Genomic DNA, 19,197 nt, shown 5'->3' with positions numbered 1-19,197 from the left:
CAGTTAGGATGGACGGGAAAAAAATAAAGGTACAGGCTATAATAAATCCTATTTCCGGGGTGGGATCGAAGAGAAAGATCCCTAAGATGATCGAGCGGATGTGCGAGAAAGGAGGATGTCCGTTGGAAATTTCTTTTACGGAATATCCGGGACATGCCAGCGAGTTGACCCGGAAAGCGATCGATGAGGGGGCTAATTGCATTATAGCAGTTGGTGGTGACGGTACGGTGAATGAAATAGCCCGTGCTATGGTTCATTCGGATGCCGTTTTGGGGATTGTCCCGAAGGGGTCTGGCAACGGACTGGCCCGTGAACTTCATATACCGATGGATGCTAAACGGGCGTTGGAACTGATCATAAAAGGACATGTTTCAACAATCGACTGCTGCAAAGCTAACGACCGTGTTTTCTTTTGCACCTGCGGGGTGGGGTTCGATGCGGCAGTGAGCCAGAAGTTTGCCGAGGAAAAAAGGCGCGGTTCGCTTACCTATATAAAAAATACGGTGGCAGAGTATCTGAGTTATAAACCGGAGCCGTATGAACTGTTGGTGGACAACCAGACGATCAAGGAAAAAGCCTTCCTGGTGGCATGTGCCAATGCTTCCCAATACGGGAATAACGCTTTCATAGCTCCGCATGCCAATATACAGGACGGACGGATGGACCTGACCATTCTGTCTCCTTTCACGCCGTTGGACATAGCGCCGCTGGCAATCCAGTTATTTACAAAGCAGATAGACCGGAACAGTAAGATCAAAACGATGAAGGCGCAGCAGGTTACGATCATCCGCCAGAATCCGGGTGTCATGCATCTGGACGGCGAGCCGGTTATGGCCGACAGCCGGATCGATATTTCGATCATGCCGCAATCATTGCATGTGGTTACGCCGGAAGTCGTTTCCTTTACGGAGGAAGTCCATAATTTGTTCGGTGAGGTAACCCGCTTCTTCGATAAGAAATTACCTTACATTTTCAGGTAAAAATCTTTGGTCAGAGCAATATACTCCGGGGTATACTGATGCCGGGCTTCCTCGATGGTCAGTGTATTCCGGTTTTTTGTGTCTGTACTAACAGGAGATAATTCGACCAGTAACCGTTTGGGGTGTGCTCCCGGAACAGGGATCACGTCCGTTTGCCTGCAAATATGCAGGGAGTTCTTTTGAGCGGTCTCCCTGACTTCCTCCAGTTGCTCGTAAGGCAATACCAATGCTATACGTCCGGCCGAAGAGAGTAATGCCCGCGCGTTTTCGACCAGTTCGGATAGAGGCAGACTGTCCGTATGGCGTGCAACCGAACGTTTATTATCCGGACATTTCAGTGAATTGATAAAGTAAGGCGGATTGGAAACGATCAGGTCATATTTTTTCTGTGCCATAGAACGGGCGAAATCCGCACAGGAAGCAGGAATAACCTTTATTCTGCCGGCAAAAGGCGAAGCCGCTACATTTTCTTCCGCTTGGACACAGGCCTCCTTGTCAATGTCGATCGCATCGATGTCTGCACAACTCCGTTGGGCGAGCATCAAAGCGATGATGCCGGTCCCGGTTCCTATATCTAATATGTTTTTGCATGAGGCCGTATCCGCCCATGCTCCCAGCAATACAGCGTCTGTTCCGACCTTCATCGCGCATTTGTCATGCCGGATAGTGAACTTTTTGAATTGAAAATAAGGATTTGCCATACATATTTTTATAATGTAAGGTGCAAAAGTAGCTAGAATTGCCTGAAAAGCTGTAACTTTGGCACGTTTATTGTATCAATCTACACAATTGATAGGGAAGAAATATGATGAAAGAAAGAATGAAGAGGTTTGCCGATGAGTCGTATGACGATTTGGATGATAATATTGGGATTGTAATGCCCATCCTGACAGAGTGTGATGTGGATGAGGATTTTACAGAAGGTATAGATAAAGTAGGAAAAGTCGTTCCTATTCTTCCGTTGAGGAATATGGTTCTTTTTCCGGGTGTTGCCATGCCGGTCATTGTCGGGCGGCCTAAGTCTATGCGTCTGATAAAAGAAGCAGTCCAGAAGAAAACACTGATAGGCGTCGTCTGTCAGAAAGAGATGAATACGGAGGATCCGGGTTTTGATGACCTGTATACAACCGGTGTGATCGCTGATATTGTGCGTGTGCTGGAAATGCCGGACGGTACGACAACGGTGATTCTGCAAGGTAAGAAGCGTTTTTCCCTGGATGCCCTGGAAGAAACGGAACCCTATCTGAAAGGAAAGATATCCTTGCTGGAAGATAAGATGCCGGATAAGACTGACCGTGAGTTTGAAGCGCTTATCTCAACGATCAAGGATCTGACAATTAAAATGCTGGGTTCGTTGAGCGAACCGCCCCGCGATCTGATATTTTCCATAAAGAATAATAAGAATGTTCTTTATCTGGTCAATTTCTCCTGTAGCAATATCCCCAGCGGAGCGGAAGAGAAACAGGAACTGCTGTTGATCGGTGCCATGAAGGACCGTGCATACCGCTTGCTGTTTATTCTGAACCGTGAATATCAGTTGGTAGAGTTGAAAGCCTCTATCCAGATGAAGACACATGAGGATATCAATCAGCAACAGAGGGAATATTTTCTGCAACAGCAGATCAAGACTATTCAGGAAGAACTGGGTGGAAATATAAATGAACTTGAAATACGGGAGTTACGGGAGAGAGCCTTTAAGAAGAAATGGCCGGCTTCTGTTGCTGAGATATTTGAGAAAGAAGTTCGTAAACTGGAGCGTCTGCATCCGCAATCGCCCGATTTCTCTATCCAGACACAATATGTGCAGACTATTATTAACCTGCCCTGGAATGAATACAGCAAAGATAATTTCAATCTGACACATGCCCAGAAAGTGCTTGACCGCGACCATTACGGACTGGAAAAGGTGAAGGAACGTATCATTGAACATTTGGCCGTATTGAAGCTGAAAGGTGATATGAAGTCGCCTATCATCTGTCTGTACGGACCTCCGGGAGTGGGTAAAACTTCATTAGGTAAATCTATCGCTGAGGCGCTGCACCGCAAGTATGTGCGTATCTCGTTAGGCGGATTGCATGATGAAGCGGAGATTCGTGGCCATCGTCGGACGTATATCGGTGCGATGAGCGGACGTATTATCCAGAATATCCAGAAGGCCGGAAGTTCAAACCCTGTATTTATCCTGGATGAGATAGATAAAGTAACGAATGACTTCAAGGGTGATCCGGCTTCTGCCTTGTTGGAAGTATTGGATCCGGAACAGAACTCGACTTTCCACGACAACTATCTGGATATCGACTATGACCTGAGCAAAGTGATGTTTATCGCTACGGCAAACAATCTGAATACGATCTCACAGCCTTTGCTGGACCGTATGGAACTGATTGAAGTGAGCGGATATATTCTGGAAGAAAAAGTGGAGATTGCCGCCCGTCATCTGGTGCCGAAGCAACTGGAGGCACATGGCCTCAGCAAAGGCAAGGTAAAACTTCCCAAAAAGACATTGCAGGTAATTATCGAATCATATACCCGTGAAAGCGGTGTGCGTGAGTTGGACAAGAAGATTGCCAAGATCATGCGTAAGCTGGCGCGTAAAGTTGCTTCCGACGAAGCGATTCCGGCACAGATCAAACCGGAGGATCTTCACGAGTATCTGGGAGCGGTCGAATACAGCCGTGATAAATATCAGGGAAATGATTATGCTGGTGTTGTTACCGGGTTGGCGTGGACGGCGGTAGGCGGAGAGATTCTTTTCGTCGAGTCCAGCTTGAGCCGTGGCAAAGGTTCGAAGTTAACTTTGACAGGAAATCTGGGAGATGTGATGAAGGAATCTGCCATGTTGGCACTCGAGTATATCCATGCGCATGCCTCTTTGTTCGGTATTAATGAAGAGTTGTTTGAAAATTGGAATGTTCATATCCACGTTCCCGAGGGAGCCATACCGAAAGACGGGCCCAGTGCCGGTGTGACTATGGTCACTTCGCTTGTTTCTGCTTTCACCCAACGTAAGGTGAGAAAGAACTTGGCAATGACCGGCGAAATAACATTGCGTGGAAAAGTGCTTCCGGTAGGTGGTATCAAGGAAAAGATCCTGGCAGCCAAACGGGCAGGTATCAAGGAATTGATCCTGTGTAAGGAAAACCAGAAAGATATAGAAGAGATCAAAGCGGATTATGTGAAAGGATTGACTTTCCATTATGTGGAAGATATCCGTCAGGTGATCGACCTGGCTTTGCTGAAAGAGAAGGTAGACAATCCGTTGTTCTGATACATCTGTCTTCTGTCTCCTAAAGACGTGTTTGTTCCATAGTAATGAAACAGTTGTTTCACCCTATAGAAACAGTTGTTTCATTACTATGAAACACTTTTCAGAATAAGATATAAAGGATAAAAAAAACCGGTGCACCCTTATTGGATGCACCGGTTTTTTTTTATGACTGATTGTTTCTTATTCAGCTTTTGCTTCTGCGTTTGTTTCTTCTTTAGCTTCGGCTTCTTCAGTGGCAGGTTCTTCTTCCGGAGTGAAATCTGTAATTTCGGCTCCGATCAGGATGTTATACCATGTCAATAATTTTTTGATATCGCTGGGATATACTCTTTCGCGGTCAAAATCAGGTAAAACTTCAGCAAAATAAGTACGCAATTCTTTTGTGTCGGAAGGTACTGTGACTTTGGCTCCGTTTTCTTTATTTTTTACGCTGGTAAGTACTTCGTGCAAAGGAACTTCTGTCTCGGTTGTATAGATAGCAATATCACCCAGCGAGATTACTTTATCTTTTGCGTACGCAGGTACTCTTTTCTTATCTGTCAACGATTCGACAATCAGCATGTTCTTTCCGTGGGAAACCAATTTAAATAATCCCGGTTTTCCCGAAATAGACAAAATAGTCTTCAACATAATACTTCGTTTTCTAATAGTGTTAAACTTTAAAGCTGCAAATGTAGTATAACTATACGATTTTACCGAAGTTTGGGAGACTTATTTTACAAATCTGTTTCATAAAGACGCCAGAAATTTCTCAACCTGGGGAAGTAAAGCCTGCTTATCGTCGTTGTAGATAACATAATCGGACCGGTCTCTTTTTACCTCGTCCGGCAACTGGTTGTTGATGCGGCGTACGATTTCTTCCCGCAGGACGTTATCTCTCGCTACCGCCCGTTCGATGCGGAGTTGCATGGGCGCATATACCATCAGGCTCTTGTCCACCACTTCGTTGAAACCCGATTCGAAGAGTATAGCCGACTCGATGGCACATATATCGGATGCCTGACTTTTTGTCCATGCTGAAAAATGACGGTTCACTTCGGGGTGTATGATCGCATTTACTTGCCGGAGATATTCCGGATTACCGAATATATGTGATGCGAGCAGCTTCTTGTTCAATCCTTTTTCCGTGTAGAGGCCTTCTCCCAATAATGCGGTGAGTTTTTCTTTGATGACAGGAGACGTGTCGGTCAGCAGTTTACTTTCCGTATCGGCTACATAGACCGGTACTCCGTATAAATTCAATAACGAAGCGACAACTGATTTGCCGCTTCCGATTCCGCCGGTTATTCCAATTTTAATCATGCAGATTGTTCTGTTCCAGGATAAATTCTATTTTGTCCGGGACAAGCGTAGCCGAACTTACCCAATCCGGTTTCTTTGTCAGCTGGATAGGTAAGGTGCCGGAGACGTTTTGTTCCAGATCTTTGAAAGAAAACTTTATTTCAAATGCATCTTCCGACAAGTCCTTGAAACGGGATAACGGAACGCTGCATGTTACCTTTGCTATGGAAGGAAAAGTACGCAATGTATAATGTGGAGGAAGTCCTGTACAGATGACAGGTATCTCCAATGTCTTTTCTGTAAACTCTTCAATAGGGATCGTTATGGTAACGCTTGTCGGGTCATACGTCGCTTCACTGATTTTTTGCAGCTGTACGGTCCGTGTAATCGTTTTCGTCCCTTTCTTTATTTCGGTGAAGACGGTTTTTGCCTGGTTCAGCGTATCCAGTACGATGTCGCTGGCATATACACTGACTGTCGATGGCGAGATCAGGATATTACCTGACACATGGAAGCCGGGATTTGTCTGGATAGTTCCGTCGAATACGACCGGGATATCTTTCTTTATCCGTTTACTGTATGCCGCTTCAATAGACTGGGGTTCGAAACCAACCAGCGAGGTTGTGGCAAGCAACTGTTTTTGTATGTCGCTTTGGATCGTTTTTTTGGTAATAGATAATGATCCGCTTTTCTCAGCTTGATTTTTCATATTCGTTTCGATCGGGGCAAACGATCTCCCGAAGGAATAGTTCAGCAGAACACTTCCTTTATCCTTTACCTTGGCAATGATCTCTTGCGGGGGAGTTTCGGTAAAAGAGATATCCGGTGGAATATTCTTGTATCTGACCGGGATGCTGATTTCTATTTCATATTCCTGCTGGAGGCTTTGCAATAACCAGAAACCTAATGACAGTAGTACGAAAAAGAAAAAGATTAATGCTTCCTTCCATCTCTGACGACGCAGAAAAGCATTAATCTTCATCCGGGCAGACTTGAATGATTGATTAATATCAAGCTGCGGCATATTTTGTTATTTCTTATTTTTGCTGTGCGTCTTCTGAAGAAGCAAAGATAGAAGTTTTATCTACACGGATGCGTACTCCGTCTGAAATTTCTATCAGCATATAAGTATCGCCGATCTCTTTGATCTTTCCGTAGATACCTCCGGCTGTGATCACTTTGTCACCCGTTTTCAATGCTTCACGAGATTTCTGTATCTCTTTCTGCTTTTTCTGTTGCGGACGGATCATGAAGAAATAGAAGATCGCAACGATAACCACCATCATAAGGATGCCTGACCACTGTGACTGGCCTCCGGCAGCCTGAAGTAAAATACTAACTAAGCTCATAACTAACTATATTCATTTATAAATTTGTACCTATTGACTAGCTACAAATGTAAGTATAATAATTAATCTTTAAGCAATACCTTTTCTTTTTTTAACTCGGATACAATAGAATCCAGGATTCCATTGATGAACACGCCGCTTTTAGGTGTGCTGTAATATTTAGCCGTGTCGATGTATTCGTTGAAAGTGACATTGATGGGGATAGAAGGGAATGTCATGATTTCAGCCAGTGCAACCTGCATGATGATCAGGTCCATATTGGCGATACGTTCTGTTTCCCAGTTCTTCATATGTTTGTTGATACGCTCCCGATATTCGGCACCTTTCAATAATGACTGACGGAACAGTTTGATAGCGAAAGACTGGTCTTCCAGATCCTTGAACATAGGAAGCAGTTTCTGTTTTCCTTTGTTTTTTTCTTCGAACTGTTTGATTGTTTTCAGCGTGAATGTTTCAACGATTTCGATGTCGTCGTTCCAGTAAATGCTTTTGTCCTCCAGGTACTCTTCGATCATTTCGTTACCACAGATTAACTTTTTGAATACGGCACGCCAGAATTCTTTGTCAGTCTCGTAAGAATCGTTTTCGTTATCCAGATACTCGTTGTACAGGTCGGAAGCCAGGATCAGATCCAGTACATTCTTGATAAACTCTTCATCGTTTACCCACGATAATCCCTGTTCCGCCACATATTTCTGGAGCGCTTCGTTTTCGGCAACCTGGGCTGCGAAACGATTATTAACCAGACGGGTGTTAGGGTTCAACTCGGCGTGGGTCGGCATGTACTTGCTTTTTTTGGCGTCAAGTGTCCGTTGCTGTAAGTTGGTGACTTCGATAATTAGAAGGAGGAAGTAGTGATATAAGTCGTACGACTTCCGTAAGCTGAAAAGCAATTCATTTTCCGCTACTTTGAGGTCATTGTTTCCGTTTTGATAGAATGAATAAACTATCTGTAAAACTTTAATGCGGATTAAAATTCTGTTGATCATCGTTTGAAGGAACTACTTTATTATAAATTAGGTTGCAAAGGTAGTCAATCTTTTGATAAAAGGCCCCCGATTTATTTAATTTTATAGGTGTTAGGCGTTATTTTACACTTTCAAACGTAAAATGAGATATTTTGATGCGTTAAAATAGTTGTTGTTTAAAAAAAAATGCACATATTTGAAGCAAGTTATGAATATTGGGTGGGTGTTTAACAAATGTTGGCTATATGGATGAGTCGGTGAAGAAAATACAGGTTGAAGGTGGCGATAAAGAGATTTTGTACTCTAAGGCCATAAAAGCAGGTAAGAGGATCTATTATCTGGACGTAAAGAAGAACTTGAAGGACGATTTGTTCCTGGCGGTGACCGAAAGTAAAAAGGTGCAGCCTAAAAACGGAATGCAGATCTCTTTTGAGAAGCATAAGATTTTCCTTTATAAGGAAGATTTTGACAAGTTTATGGAGGGAATGAATGATGTGATCAATTACATCAAGCAACGTAACTCTGAAGATCTACAGGCACAAGCCCCGGATGCTGAGACAAAGACAGACGATGGTTCAGACGAGATAAAGCTGGACATCGATTTTTAAAAGGGGGGAAAATAATAACGAGCTGTTTTTCTTTATAAAGAAGAAACAGCTCGTTATCTTTTTATAGGTATCCTGTTATAAAGGTTGCCTATTTTTACTGCGGTTTATGCAACCGGATGAATTGCTTCAGTAGGACATGCGTCAGCGCAAGTACCACAATCAGTACACATTTCAGGGTCGATATGATAGATATCACCTTCTGAGATAGCTCCTACCGGACACTCGTCAATGCAAGTACCGCAAGCAATACAATCTTCACTAATTAAATAAGCCATTTTCTTAAACGTTTAAATTGATAACTATTAGTTGGTGCAAAAATAGAGTTTTATTTGTATTTCTGCAATAAGTTCTAATCTTTTTCGTTATAATTCAAAATTGATTGAGAGTTGAGACGTCTATTATTTCTATTATTGATATGCAGCCTTGCCGTCCCGGGTGTGATGGCGCAGAAAGAGAAGGTGAAGAATCAGCCGTATGCCGATTTGAAATGGTTTCATCTGGGATTCCATGTCGGATTGCATGCGCAGGATTTGTTGTTGACAAATACAGGTGTTACGACTGACGGTGAAACATGGTTTGCCGAAATCCCGACTTATTCGCCCGGTTTTAGTGTCGGTGTGATTGGTGATATGTATCTGAATCCCTATTTTAACCTGCGTTTCATACCTACAGTCCATTTCGGGGATAAGAAGTTCGTCTTCCGGGAACAGGTTACGGGTGAGGAGTTCACTACTTCCGTCCGTTCCACTATTCTGAGTTTTCCTTTGAGCGTGAAATTTTCGGCCCTCCGCCTGAATAACTACCGTCCTTATCTGATCGGTGGCGTATACGGAGCGATGGACCTTGGACGTAAGAAAGGGATGCCCGTTTTATTGAAAGCGGCAGACTTCGGTCTGGAGTTCGGTATAGGATGTGATATTTATCTGCCGTTCTTTAAACTCTGTCCGGAGTTGAAGTTCAGTTTCGGACTGGTCGACCTGTTGCAGAAAGATCGTAGCGACCTGACCGATAAGGATCTGATCAAATATCCGAATGCATTGTCGAAAGCTACCTCCCGTATGGTTTCGCTGACGTTTAATTTCGAATAAACAGTTCTATATAAATGTAGGCGGCAGGAGCTGCCAGCATCAGGCTGTCGAACCGGTCAAGCATTCCGCCATGGCCGGGCAGCACGTTGCCGGAATCTTTTACTCCCAATGTACGTTTCAGCAACGATTCGATCAGATCGCCCCAGGTTCCGAATAAGACAACGGTAGCCGACAATCCCAGCCAGTTATACCAACTAACTTCCGGTGCATACCATGCCAGAGCCTGCGAAGCGCCCAGGACTACGGCTAAACCTCCGAAGAAACCTTCCCACGATTTTTTAGGTGAGATACGTTCAAACAGCTTTCTTTTTCCGATCATGGAACCGACCAGATAAGCGCCGGTATCGTTCAGCCAGATGAAAATGAAGATCGCCATAACGAATAACGGGGAATAAACTACTTTACCCGGGGTGTCAGGTATGGCTGCGATAAAGTTCAGCATCGAAAATGTCCCGGCACAATACACCTGTGCGAAAAGAGTGAATGCCCAGTTGTTGATCGGGTTCGGTGCTTTATAATATAACTCGGCAACTAATGTATATATAAGAAATAGGAGATAAGGCAGGAAAACGACGCCGTCTGTCAGTTGGTTTGTGTAAGCGAAGGTGGCGGCAAATAAATAAACGCCTCCCAGCGAAGAGACTGCCCGTTTTATGGAGGCATCCTCATAATGCTTTACCAAACCATAAAACTCCCATAATGTCAATCCGGTGATCAGACTGAAAAGAACAAGAAAAGAGATCGGGTGGTAGCAAATTGCTCCAACCAGCACTGCAACGAAGATTATACCGGTAAGTGCCCGTTTTATCAGATTTTTCAAAACCGTATGTTGTTTTGTTCGTTTGTTGATTTATTTTCCGTGCAAAGATAAAGAATAAATCTAAATAAAAAGAGACCGGACAGTATCTTTACGAAAGAACTGTCCGGTCTCTTTTTATTTATCCCATGTATGTTTGTCAGGCAATATTGTCAGTCTCATTGGTTCCTGCCGGTACAGCCCGAACTTTGTAGTCGCTTGATTGGGGAGTTGTTTCATCCGTTTTTGTTTCTTCGGCGGCAACTTGCTTGTCGTTGTTTGCCTTTTCCTGCAAATCCAGAATTTCCTGTGAGCGTGAGATCCAGGCCCGTTTGCCGAAGATATGCTCAACATCTTCCGTATAGATCACTTCGCGTTCGAGCAAGACTTGCGCCAGTTTGTTATGTCCTTCTGCGTGGTCGGACAGGATTTTTTTCGCGCGTTCGTATTGTTCGGTAATGATTCTTTGTACTTCCTGGTCGATCATGCGGGAAGTCTCCTCGCTATACGGCTTGGTGAATCCCCAGTCCTGACCGCTCGAATCGTAATAATTCAGATTAGGAAGTTTTTCACTCATACCGAAGTAGACAACCATGGCGTAAGCCTGCTTGGTTACCCGTTCCAGGTCATTGGATGCTCCGGTCGTTATTTTACCGAGGAAAAATTCATCTGCTGCACGTCCGCCCAGCGTTGCGCACATCTCATCGAGCATTTGTTCGCGGGTGGTGATCTGGCGTTCTTCCGGCATATACCAGGCTGCTCCCAATGCTTTACCTCTCGGTACGATAGTCACCTTAACCAACGGATTGGCATGTTCAAGGAACCAGCTTAATGTGGCATGGCCTGCTTCGTGATAAGCAATACTCTTCCGTTCGTCCGCGGTTGTTATCATAGTACGTTTTTCCAAACCACCGACAATACGGTCTACCGCATTCATGAAATCATCTTTCTGAACGAACTTTTTACCGCCACGGGCCGCTATCAATGCTGCTTCATTACAAACATTGGCGATATCGGCTCCAGAGAATCCCGGAGTCTGGCGAGCCATGAATTCTGCATCAACACTTTCATCTATCTTGATCGGACGCAGATGCACGCCGAATATCTCTTTACGTTCGTTTAAGTCCGGCAGTTCCACACTGATCTGACGGTCAAAACGTCCTGCGCGGAGCAACGCCTTATCCAGAATATCTGCACGGTTAGTGGCAGCCAGGATGATCACACCGCTGTTTGAGCCGAAACCGTCCATTTCTGTCAGCAACTGGTTCAAGGTGTTTTCGCGTTCGTCGTTACTGTTCATGTTGGCATTTTTGCCACGGGCACGGCCTACGGCATCTATTTCATCGATGAACACGATACACGGGGACTTCTCTTTGGCCTGGCGGAACAGATCACGGACACGTGACGCACCTACGCCGACAAACATTTCGACAAAGTCGGAACCTGACAGTGAGAAGAAAGGAACATCCGCTTCACCGGCTACTGCCTTTGCAAGCAATGTCTTACCTGTTCCCGGAGGACCGACCAATAAAGCGCCCTTAGGTATTTTACCACCTAATTCGGTATATTTTTCCGGATTTTTGAGGAATGCGACGATTTCTTCCACCTCTTGCTTGGCTTCTGACAAACCTGCCACATCTTTAAATGTCACTTTCCGGTCGTTATCTTTATCAAAGAGTTGTGCTTTTGCTTTGCCGACACTGAATACCCCGCCCGGACCACCGCCTGCACCGCCTGACATTCTTCTCATCAGGAAGATCCACACAACAATGATCAGGATGATCGGTCCGAAAGAAACCAAAAAATTCCATATGGCATCGTCGCCTTCTTCATATCGTACTTGAGTATCGATATGATTCTCTGTTACCGCTTTGTCGTAAAAATCGGAAAATTTGTCTGCTGACGGTATTTTGACATACACTTTTGGGTTTGTGCCTAAAGTCGTGCTGTCACTTTTAAAGACTAATGCTTTCTTACCGCTCTTGACAGTGGCCTCCACCAGATTTTTCTTGTTGTAGACAGCCATTTTGTCAAAGACATTATCCTGGGCCAGTTTCTGGAATTCGGTCCATCCCAATTCTTTCGATGCCGAGGAATCGTTTGTCAGATACAGAGCAATAAGCATCATAAAAATTAGCCCGTACATCCAATACAGGTTAAACTTGAACATTTTAGGCTTATTGTTCTTCGGCACTTTATTAAACATGTCGTTTTTATTTTCCATACTTTGAATTCGATAATATTAATCCGGCTTAATCGAGATTCGGGATCTGGGTGACTTTAGAGTCAGACCACAGGGTCTCCAGATTATAAAACTCGCGTTGCTCCGGCAAGAATATGTGTACAAGAACCGTGCCATAATCCATCCCTATCCATTGGGCACTTTGGTTGCCATCGATAGACAAAGGTTTCTCACCCGCTTTTTTGCGCGCGAAATCCCACACGGAATCAGAAAGTGCTGATACCTGAGTAGGAGTGTTCCCTTCGCATATGACCATATATTGGCATACGGCTCCGGATAGTTGGGTTAAATCTACGGTTACAATATTTTTGCCTTTTTTCTCTTGTAGGCCTTCAACAATTGTGTTTACTAATTCTTTTGTTTGATCCATTTATTTTTTATTGAATAATTTTCGAAGTTGCAAATATACTTCTTAATTTATTATCTGCATGCTTTCTCTATTTAATATATGTATAAACCCTGTAAATTCAAAACAGGAGAAAAAGAAAAATGTTTATTTTGATGAAATTTTTTCTCGAAATATTTGCAAGAATAAAAAATGTCCGTATCTTTGCACCCGTAATCGAGAAACATACTACTCGAGACAATAAAAATTGTTCTATGGTGTAATGGTAACACGTCAGATTCTGGTCCTGAAATTCCAGGTTCGAGCCCTGGTAGAACAACAACTTTAAAAATTATTCCTTGTAAGTTATAGCTTGCAAGGAATTTTTCATTTACGGGGGACATAATAGGGGACATTTTGTTCTGATTGTTTACTCAGTTTCTATTTGGGTAGCCATTTTATCAGCATTCTCTTCCAATGAGACTTTTATATAATCCATCAAACTTTCAGCGGTAGTATGTCCGGTTACTTTCATTATTTGTATAGCGGAGTAGCCAAGTAAAAATAAATTTGTTGCACCGGTACGGCGTGCGGTGTGTGAGGTAATCAACTCGTATTTTTTTACCAGGCGCTCTTTGGTTTCACCACCTATGTTCTCAGTCAAAACTACTTCTTTGTCGATACCGGCCAGTTCTCCGATTTTTTTTAGTGCTCGGTTGAATGGCTGTTCTACTATTTTAGGTACTTTGTAATCATATTTCTGTAATAAGGTGTCAAGCTCTGGAAATAAGAAGGGGATCAATACGCGTTGCTTTGTTTTGATTTGTATTAGGTCAATGACCTTGTTTCCGTTTCCTGTTGTTTGAATATGTTCAGGAGAGATTCTGCTGTAATCGCTGTAGCGCTGTGCTACATAACAACCGATCAGGAATACATCTCTGTATTTTTCGTATGTTCCGGAAAGCGGTAAGTCTATCAGCTTTTTCAATTCCTCAGATGTGAGGTATATGTTATAAACTTTTTCTTTGACAGCTTTAAAGTTGTTTGATTGAAATATAGTGTTTTTACTTATTCCTTCTTCAAAAGCTGTATGTAGTACTGCTTTTATTCTTTTTATAACAGATCCTGTTGTATTGGTTCGGAATCCTATCTGATTACAATATTGGAGCAAACTGTTGTAAAAATCAATATCTATTTCTTCTATATTAATGCAACCGATCTCTTTTTCAAAATCAGTCAACAACAATAGGTTTGATTTGTATGATTTGATAGTGTTAGGAGAATATTTTGTCCCTTTGTCGGTTAGATATGTACCGTTTTCCATCCGGGTGACCATAGACGTGAAATATTCAATGAAGTTAACCGGTTTTGCTTCTTCGATCATTTTACGACCTAAAAATTCTAAGACTCTTTTCTGTATCGTGTCGAGTGATACAGTCTTGTCTCTTTTTAGGTCAAGGATTAGGTCGTTAACGAACAGATCAATCTCGTCTAACTTGATGGAAAGAATGCTAAGTTCCTTTTGTAAGATGGGAGCAAGGGTTCTTAATTGTTTTTTATTCGATATTGGACGCTGGTTGTCCTTATCCCAGTACTCCGGAATAATAGTTTCAGAGGTTGACACTTTTAACCGTTTCCCTTTCCAGTTGAGAAGGATATATATGAGTGTACGAGCTTTCTTATTCGGCTCTTTGAGTATGAATTTGGGTTCTAGTCCTGCCATTTTACATCGTAATCGTCCATGTTTAAATAATCATCCGGATCATCCCAATGTGAGATACCTAGTACTTTTCCTGTTTTGGAATCCTCCAATAATACATACTTATCTCCGTCGATGTGTATCGTATCCGGGAATGATGCGATCATAGCTTTTGCTTTGTCAATATTGAATGCCGGGCATTCGGTTACTTCAAAGCGTTCTATTTCCCTTTCTAGTTGTTTGAGTAGCTCTTCTTTATCAATTTTCCAGAACTTCATTTTTTTGTTTGTGAACTTGCCAAATGAGTACCAAAATTTAAAAGCACTGGCCGGACATGAGTTTTGTGGACCGATTGCATTAAGTTTACGGCACCCCCAGCCCGGACAACGGTTGTTGACCCAGCAGTGATGTTCTTTGTCCTCTGAACGTGTGTATTGACCGTAACAGATGGCAATAGAGCGGTTATTCATTAAACATTTTTCCTTTTCCGGTAAATATATATTCAAGATTTATATTGTACCGCTCGTATGCCATGCGAATAGCATACAAGGGTACATTCATTGTGTTTTCAATCTCCATACGGTATATGTTAGAGGATGCGAGGCCGACGGACTCCGCAAATTGTTTTTTTGTTTTTATTATCCTTAGTCCGATCAGCTGGTACATGATAGCCAGGAATCGGTCGGTTATAATCCTGTTTTCTGTAATCTTCTCGTTCGCTAACATATTCTTAGTTTTTATATAGGAGATATAAAGCATTTATTTCTTTTTAATAGCCATGCCTTCCACATAGATATAATCAAGGTATATACCGTCGTATATTGCATGATATTTAAGACCAATAATGCCGTTTGCACCTTTGCTGACAGCATCTTTATATATGGCATCTATACCATCTGTGTATGTTGCCCTTCTGCGATTGGATGGAAATGGATTTTCTTTCGACTTGTGTTTTTTTGCCCACTCTTTGTCCTCTCCACTATATATAATAGTATATACAGATGCTACTGGCTCATAGTTGAATGATACGGATGAAGCTTCTGTCATAAAAAATCCTTCTTTTGTGTATTGACTATAATCAATACTTCCTGTTTCAACATAATAGCTTCTAGTGACACAGCTAGATAATGCAATAATGGTCAGTAATAGTAAAAATGTTTTCTTCATGCTTTCAATTGTTTAATTAGTGATTTTTATTTAGGCACTTCTATGCCATGTTTTTTCTCATATTGTTTTACTTATTCTTTTGTTGTTTGACCACATTGAATAGTTGCGCTATATCTCTGAGGTCCACCGTAAAGTCTGGATAAATCGGATTGAAAGAATGACAGGTAATTATTCCTTTCTCAACATCATGGTCAACAATCTGTTTGAGTACAATACCATCTGTCTTGTGTACGATGACGAATGCATCCCATGCGTTGATATGTAATTTGCTTTTCCAGTAATCACAGCCTATTTCCCGACAAAGCAAAATATCCCCTTGTTCATAGCTGTGCTTCATGCCGTCGTCCATGCTGTCGCCTCTGACTTCAAAGCTGATGTACTTACCTTTATATTCTTTGTCAACAATCCACGGAATTTTAGGAAGTGTTTCAATGTAGGCTACGTCAGCCCAACCCATCATATAGCCAGCTTGTGCATATTGGTTGACGAGTGGAACCATCATAACACCTCCTATTGTTAATTGCGTTACTTCTTCCTGTATTGGTTTTATAATGCTGCCTTCTCCTGTAAGAAGGTATGTTTTGTTTATTTGTGGGAATTTTTGACAAATGCTTTCTGCCATATTTTTACTAATTCCTACTTTTTTATTAGGATTAAGTATGTCATATATAGCTTGAGGTCTTTTTAAGTCAATAGCTTTTGCTAATTCACTAGCCTTTTTATCTAATGTAGATAAAACCTCATTCATTATTTTTATAGCAATATTTTTATCCATTAGTCGAATAATTCTGTATATATTTGTATGAACTAAATTTTAATAATTATGATAGAGCTTTTTATTAGACTGTATAATCATTGTTTACGTAAGTTTTGTGTAAAATATGCTTGTTTATCAAAATGTGAATTTCCACTTCGTGAAGCAGAAAAACTTTATGATTTTATAAAGTGCAACAAAACTCAAGATTGATCTGTAAATTTTTTGAATTTAATAGTAGGATAAATTAAAGGTATTGAGAAAGTTATCCTGCTAGACTCTTCTTTGTTTGATATATTCTTTATATTACCAGAAACTACTTTAATTGTTCCTGTTCCGCCTTTTTCTGAACTGTCAACTGCATTTACTAATAGATCAAAACTGATTTCATCAATGTAGCATTCAGCATCATGGCAGTAGCCTTTACCCTTATGATCTCCATATCTTGGAGACACAATTGCATTTGTATCTTTAAATTCCTCTTGTAATTCGTTTATTGCTGTAATAATCTCTTTTACAGAAGTTTTTACAAATTCTTTTATATCCATAAGTATATGGTTTTAATTTAATAAAGGTTAAATACAGAATAATTCTTTTCAATTCTGTATTATTGTCGAATAATTCTGTATATTTGCAATGTGATTAACAACAAACAATAATCACAACACAAAGTAAATAGCAAATATAATCATTCAAAATGACTAAATGTAGTCAATTTGATAAAAAAGTATCCAATTCGATCTTTGAGTTAGGTGTCATGAAAGACCTTGTTGAATTAAGCGTATGTTAGCAGAAATGCCGTGATACATGCAGGGGATGTAAACAAGGCTATATGAATGAAAAGATTGAGAGGAAAGATATTTCCAGCTCGCAATGTAGTTTAATTGTTTTCGATCTTGTAATGAGTATAAAAAATGTAATCCTTTTGCAGGTATCCTTGCGGTGGTGGGTAAGAAGACCGTATTACATGATAATATAGCCTCGCATGACTTTAAGTCTACCGTTTGATCGGGTGCGGGGTACACGTTGATTACGTTTTTGGTCCATAATAAATGAGTTTTCTATAATTTCCTTCTTTTCCAAAAGAAGGCTTAAATTTTTCTTCAAGTAATCTTCTATTAGGGAATTCTTGTTGTAGTTTTTCCCGTTTATCCTTATTTTGTTTAGCTTCATAAGTTGATAAAAAGAACTCCATGCAAGAAGATATGTATTTGTCATTCAAAAGTGACTGTTTATCAAAAAGAGGACAATCTTTATTTCGTTGTTTTATAATGCGAATAAGAGTATTAGATGGAATTCCGATAAGATTACTAATCTCATATATTGGTAAATTAGAAAGTAGTGCAGCTAATTTGAATTCTGTTTTCGAATATTCAATTTCATTAGACCTAAGTTGTTTTATTATAGATTGGTTATTAACAACCTTTTTAGAAATCAAAGGTTTTATCTCGCTAAATCTTTCTTTAAAATATAGCTGAGTCTTGAACTTATTTATTCTCTTAAGAATGTCAAATTCAATAGATATTGGTGGTTTTCGCTGTAATAGTTCGTCTATTATGGCATCCACTTTTTCATTTGTATTTATAGGTATATATTTATTAAGATCCATACCTCTTATTTTTTAGAGAGGTTCTCAATAGTTCGTTGTTGACTTTCTATGATAGAAAGAAGTCGTTCGTTAGTGATAGGAGCAAATTCTTCTGATTGCTTTGGCAATGAAAATCCAATCAATTCTGATACTTCAATCCCGGTGGCTTTGGAAATGGTTATAATTTCCTCTACGCTACGTTTCATTAAATCATCGTAACGAGGCATGTTATTAGGGTGTATGCCTAAGGCGTCGGATACAACTTTATATGTAATGCCTTTTTTTTTCAATATCTCTCTTAAAGTCATAAAATCAAATTAAATATAATTAACTAATAAAACAATCATAATTAATTGAGACAATCAAAAATGATTGTATATTTGCAATGTGATTAACAACAAACAATAATCACAACACAAAGTAAATAGCAAATATAAGAAAAGTAAATAACCTGATATAGTCAATTTGATAAAAAAGTAAACGATATGAGTAACAAGATTGAACTAATGAAAGCGGAAATTGAAACTTTAGTAAGCATGACAGAAGAAGAAGCATGCAGAGAGTATAACGTTGACAGCAAAGTAGAGGCTGTTCAGTACATCATTGATTTCTGGGTGTAGGAAGGAGGTAGCCATGAATGAATTAAGAGATATTTTAAAGATGGTACAAGTGGTACAATGTGAATGTTTCGGAACGGAAGTTACGATTGCAATATTCACTAACCAGAAATATTTTTCAGTCCATGTACAACGTGCCGATCGGGATTATGAGGTTGTCTATTCAGACAAATTCTATTCAACTGAAACATTGGCAATAAACACGAAGAAGTTTGCTGGATTGTATGCCTTTGTTGTTGATGAAGCTTTTCGCATCGGATATACACTGATAGGAAACAAATTTACCAAAGTAGAAAACCGCTGTGAAGCAGGCTAATGATTGACTAAAATAAGGTTCAGCCGGGTGAGAGTCCCGGCACACGGGCGGTCAGTAATCTGGGATGAAACATTACAGAGTGCGCACGATGTAAAGAGGCTGGTTCGATACCGGCACCGTCCACATTGAAAACGATCTTTGACGTACTACG

The 19,197-nt window shown here is 41.0% G+C and carries 24 protein-coding genes and 1 tRNA gene; 7 read left to right on the top strand and 18 right to left on the bottom strand.

Annotated features, from left to right (window positions below; genetic code table 11):
- The first annotated feature begins 8 nt into the window (after nucleotides 1-8).
- Entirely contained in the window at nucleotides 9-980 is a 972-nt protein-coding gene (locus DWW91_RS07140) for a diacylglycerol kinase family protein (protein ID WP_007659010.1), read from the top strand.
- Here DWW91_RS07140 and DWW91_RS07135 read toward each other — a convergent pair.
- Nucleotides 965-1,681 carry a tRNA1(Val) (adenine(37)-N6)-methyltransferase gene (locus DWW91_RS07135; protein WP_122327338.1) on the bottom strand — a complete coding sequence of 239 codons (717 nt, stop codon included), beginning with the start codon at nucleotides 1,679-1,681 and terminating at the stop codon, nucleotides 965-967. The two genes, DWW91_RS07140 and DWW91_RS07135, sit on opposite strands and share 16 nt — an antisense overlap.
- A 104-nt stretch (nucleotides 1,682-1,785) precedes the next feature.
- Between DWW91_RS07135 and lon the strand changes: the two genes are divergently transcribed.
- Nucleotides 1,786-4,248 (top strand): endopeptidase La, encoded by a 2,463-nt coding sequence (lon, locus tag DWW91_RS07130; protein WP_044214754.1) that lies wholly within the window; start codon nucleotides 1,786-1,788, stop codon nucleotides 4,246-4,248.
- Between the two features lie 180 nt (nucleotides 4,249-4,428).
- On the opposite strand, the gene DWW91_RS07125 is transcribed toward lon, so the two are convergent.
- The 5 genes from DWW91_RS07125 to nusB form a co-directional block, all read right to left on the bottom strand.
- The gene (locus tag DWW91_RS07125) at nucleotides 4,429-4,878 is read right to left on the bottom strand and encodes a DUF5606 domain-containing protein (protein WP_122327337.1); all 450 of its coding nucleotides are present in this window, start codon (nucleotides 4,876-4,878) and stop codon (nucleotides 4,429-4,431) included.
- Between the two features lie 99 nt (nucleotides 4,879-4,977).
- Complete coding sequence (coaE, locus tag DWW91_RS07120) at nucleotides 4,978-5,550, bottom strand: dephospho-CoA kinase (RefSeq protein ID WP_122327336.1); 573 nt, start codon at nucleotides 5,548-5,550, stop codon at nucleotides 4,978-4,980.
- Nucleotides 5,543-6,553 (bottom strand): YbbR-like domain-containing protein, encoded by a 1,011-nt coding sequence (locus DWW91_RS07115; protein ID WP_007659001.1) that lies wholly within the window; start codon nucleotides 6,551-6,553, stop codon nucleotides 5,543-5,545. Before DWW91_RS07115 ends, coaE begins: the two co-directional genes overlap by 8 nt.
- 13 nt (nucleotides 6,554-6,566) lie before the next feature.
- Nucleotides 6,567-6,878: a preprotein translocase subunit YajC gene (gene yajC, locus DWW91_RS07110; protein WP_007658999.1), complete on the bottom strand. Its 312-nt coding sequence runs from the start codon at nucleotides 6,876-6,878 to the stop codon at nucleotides 6,567-6,569.
- Nucleotides 6,879-6,940: 62 nt separating this feature from the next.
- Nucleotides 6,941-7,867: a transcription antitermination factor NusB gene (gene nusB, locus DWW91_RS07105; protein WP_007658997.1), complete on the bottom strand. Its 927-nt coding sequence runs from the start codon at nucleotides 7,865-7,867 to the stop codon at nucleotides 6,941-6,943.
- A 224-nt stretch (nucleotides 7,868-8,091) separates the two neighbouring features.
- Between nusB and DWW91_RS07100 the strand changes: the two genes are divergently transcribed.
- Nucleotides 8,092-8,454: a DUF3276 family protein gene (locus DWW91_RS07100; protein WP_007658995.1), complete on the top strand. Its 363-nt coding sequence runs from the start codon at nucleotides 8,092-8,094 to the stop codon at nucleotides 8,452-8,454.
- 104 nt (nucleotides 8,455-8,558) lie between these two features.
- Here the strand turns inward: DWW91_RS07100 and DWW91_RS07095 are convergent, their stop codons facing one another.
- Nucleotides 8,559-8,729: a DUF362 domain-containing protein gene (locus DWW91_RS07095; protein WP_007658993.1), complete on the bottom strand. Its 171-nt coding sequence runs from the start codon at nucleotides 8,727-8,729 to the stop codon at nucleotides 8,559-8,561.
- Nucleotides 8,730-8,840: 111 nt separating this feature from the next.
- Here DWW91_RS07095 and DWW91_RS07090 point away from each other — a divergent pair, with 111 nt between their 5' ends.
- On the top strand, nucleotides 8,841-9,542 hold the full coding sequence (locus DWW91_RS07090) for a porin family protein (RefSeq protein WP_010802419.1): 702 nt from the start codon (nucleotides 8,841-8,843) through the stop codon (nucleotides 9,540-9,542).
- Here the strand turns inward: DWW91_RS07090 and DWW91_RS07085 are convergent.
- The 3 genes from DWW91_RS07085 to rsfS form a co-directional block, all read right to left on the bottom strand.
- Entirely contained in the window at nucleotides 9,529-10,362 is an 834-nt protein-coding gene (locus tag DWW91_RS07085) for a phosphatidate cytidylyltransferase (RefSeq protein WP_010802420.1), read from the bottom strand. The two genes, DWW91_RS07090 and DWW91_RS07085, sit on opposite strands and share 14 nt — an antisense overlap.
- Before the next feature lie 136 nt (nucleotides 10,363-10,498).
- On the bottom strand, nucleotides 10,499-12,562 hold the full coding sequence (gene ftsH, locus DWW91_RS07080; RefSeq protein WP_081615941.1) for an ATP-dependent zinc metalloprotease FtsH: 2,064 nt from the start codon (nucleotides 12,560-12,562) through the stop codon (nucleotides 10,499-10,501).
- Nucleotides 12,563-12,590: 28 nt separating this feature from the next.
- Nucleotides 12,591-12,950: a ribosome silencing factor gene (gene rsfS, locus DWW91_RS07075; protein WP_007658988.1), complete on the bottom strand. Its 360-nt coding sequence runs from the start codon at nucleotides 12,948-12,950 to the stop codon at nucleotides 12,591-12,593.
- Between the two features lie 224 nt (nucleotides 12,951-13,174).
- Here rsfS and DWW91_RS07070 point away from each other — a divergent pair.
- Nucleotides 13,175-13,245, top strand: a tRNA-Gln gene (locus tag DWW91_RS07070).
- 90 nt (nucleotides 13,246-13,335) lie between these two features.
- Here DWW91_RS07070 and DWW91_RS07065 read toward each other — a convergent pair.
- The 8 genes from DWW91_RS07065 to DWW91_RS07030 form a co-directional block, all read right to left on the bottom strand.
- Nucleotides 13,336-14,628, bottom strand: a complete 1,293-nt coding sequence (locus DWW91_RS07065) for a site-specific integrase (RefSeq protein ID WP_122327335.1) — start codon at nucleotides 14,626-14,628, stop codon at nucleotides 13,336-13,338.
- Complete coding sequence (locus tag DWW91_RS27545) at nucleotides 14,616-14,882, bottom strand: hypothetical protein (RefSeq protein WP_147426537.1); 267 nt, start codon at nucleotides 14,880-14,882, stop codon at nucleotides 14,616-14,618. Before DWW91_RS27545 ends, DWW91_RS07065 begins: the two co-directional genes overlap by 13 nt.
- 184 nt (nucleotides 14,883-15,066) lie before the next feature.
- On the bottom strand, nucleotides 15,067-15,330 hold the full coding sequence (locus DWW91_RS07055; protein ID WP_147426536.1) for a hypothetical protein: 264 nt from the start codon (nucleotides 15,328-15,330) through the stop codon (nucleotides 15,067-15,069).
- A 33-nt stretch (nucleotides 15,331-15,363) separates the two neighbouring features.
- The gene (locus tag DWW91_RS07050) at nucleotides 15,364-15,771 is read right to left on the bottom strand and encodes a hypothetical protein (protein WP_028729683.1); all 408 of its coding nucleotides are present in this window, start codon (nucleotides 15,769-15,771) and stop codon (nucleotides 15,364-15,366) included.
- Between the two features lie 67 nt (nucleotides 15,772-15,838).
- Nucleotides 15,839-16,546: a S24 family peptidase gene (locus tag DWW91_RS07045; RefSeq protein ID WP_122327332.1), complete on the bottom strand. Its 708-nt coding sequence runs from the start codon at nucleotides 16,544-16,546 to the stop codon at nucleotides 15,839-15,841.
- Between the two features lie 182 nt (nucleotides 16,547-16,728).
- On the bottom strand, nucleotides 16,729-17,073 hold the full coding sequence (locus DWW91_RS07040; protein WP_122327331.1) for a hypothetical protein: 345 nt from the start codon (nucleotides 17,071-17,073) through the stop codon (nucleotides 16,729-16,731).
- A 482-nt stretch (nucleotides 17,074-17,555) separates the two neighbouring features.
- Nucleotides 17,556-18,134 (bottom strand): hypothetical protein, encoded by a 579-nt coding sequence (locus DWW91_RS07035; protein WP_046145072.1) that lies wholly within the window; start codon nucleotides 18,132-18,134, stop codon nucleotides 17,556-17,558.
- Nucleotides 18,135-18,139: 5 nt separating this feature from the next.
- Nucleotides 18,140-18,421, bottom strand: a complete 282-nt coding sequence (locus DWW91_RS07030) for a helix-turn-helix transcriptional regulator (RefSeq protein WP_048316132.1) — start codon at nucleotides 18,419-18,421, stop codon at nucleotides 18,140-18,142.
- A gap of 177 nt (nucleotides 18,422-18,598) precedes the next feature.
- On the opposite strand from DWW91_RS07030, the gene DWW91_RS28300 reads away from it, so the two are divergent.
- Both DWW91_RS28300 and DWW91_RS07025 read left to right on the top strand, forming a co-directional pair.
- The gene (locus DWW91_RS28300; RefSeq protein ID WP_255419288.1) at nucleotides 18,599-18,733 is read left to right on the top strand and encodes a hypothetical protein; all 135 of its coding nucleotides are present in this window, start codon (nucleotides 18,599-18,601) and stop codon (nucleotides 18,731-18,733) included.
- Between the two features lie 13 nt (nucleotides 18,734-18,746).
- Nucleotides 18,747-19,046 carry a hypothetical protein gene (locus DWW91_RS07025; RefSeq protein WP_046145070.1) on the top strand — a complete coding sequence of 100 codons (300 nt, stop codon included), beginning with the start codon at nucleotides 18,747-18,749 and terminating at the stop codon, nucleotides 19,044-19,046.
- Nucleotides 19,047-19,197 lie beyond the last annotated feature (151 nt).

The organism is Parabacteroides sp. AF17-3 (genome assembly GCF_003635445.1).
Lineage (GTDB): Bacteria > Bacteroidota > Bacteroidia > Bacteroidales > Tannerellaceae > Parabacteroides > Parabacteroides goldsteinii.
Note: the sequence above shows the minus strand (reverse complement) of the source record. Positions and strands in the feature narration are given on the sequence as shown.